This is a genomic window from Dorea sp. OM07-5, assembly GCF_003481355.1.
Lineage (GTDB): Bacteria > Bacillota > Clostridia > Lachnospirales > Lachnospiraceae > Dorea_D > Dorea_D hominis.
Genome location: NZ_QUKZ01000053.1, coordinates 1 through 952, shown reverse-complemented (window position 1 = coordinate 952; position 952 = coordinate 1). Strand labels below are relative to the sequence as shown.

Genomic DNA, 952 nt, shown 5'->3' with positions numbered 1-952 from the left:
CTGGAAGGAACTGTGCAGTATGTGGATGATGCAGGCCAGCTTGGTGTTAAGTGGGACAACGGCAGAAGTCTCTCACTGATATCGGGAGTGGATTCCTTTCATAAGAAAGAAGGACAGGGACATCCAGAAGAAAAGCCACGCAAGAAAAGAGAATCTGACTTGCAGAGATAAGTACAAAAAAGCAGGACTGGGTTCTGTATCTTGTCTTTCTGCCATTTGTCTGGTGGGCGGCAGCGATTACCGCTTGTGCCATTACACCGGATAAGAATTTTATTCAAATCTTAGAAACGCTGAGCGAAAAACTCGAACAGCCGTTTTTTATCACGTATACACCGTATACGTTCAAATGTATTCTGATATTCACAGCAGCCTATTTCTTAGGCATTGGTATTTATGAATCCCAAAAAAGAAATTATAGAAGAGGCGTGGAACATGGTTCCGCAAAATGGGGCAACGTGTCCGAAATCTGCAGACGTTACTGCGAAAAGCAGTACACGCAGAATCTGCTTCTGACACAGCATTTCCGCATGGGACTGGATGGATATAAGCATAAACGAAATTTAAATGTGCTGGTAGTCGGAGGTTCAGGAGCAGGAAAGAGCCGGACGTATGCAATCCCAAACATCATGCAGTGCAACTGTTCGATGGTGATTACAGATCCCAAGGCAGAACTTTTGCGTAAAACCGGAGGTGTCCTGGAACGGAATGGATATGAAGTCCGGGTTTTTGATTTGATCAATCCGGAGACTTCCTGGTGTTATAACCCGTTTGCGTATGTCCGGGATGATAAGGATGTACTGAAGCTGATCAATAACCTGATCCGCAACACGACACCGAAAGGTGCACAAAGCTCGGATCCGTTCTGGGAAAAGTCCGAGACTGCACTTTTACAGGCACTTATGCTGTATTTACTGCATGAAGCTCCACCGGAAGAACAGAACTTCCCGATGAT

2 protein-coding genes are annotated in these 952 nt (G+C 45.4%); both read left to right on the top strand.

The genetic code is table 11. The annotated features are described in order from the left end of the window. Positions 1–12: 12 nt before the first annotated feature. Entirely contained in the window at positions 13–171 is a 159-nt protein-coding gene (locus DXC04_RS15380; RefSeq protein WP_279220512.1) for a DUF4314 domain-containing protein, read from the top strand. 254 nt (positions 172–425) lie between these two features. Continuing rightward, the coding region (locus DXC04_RS15375) for a type IV secretory system conjugative DNA transfer family protein (protein ID WP_330426493.1) at positions 426–952 on the top strand (527 nt) is incomplete at its 3' end.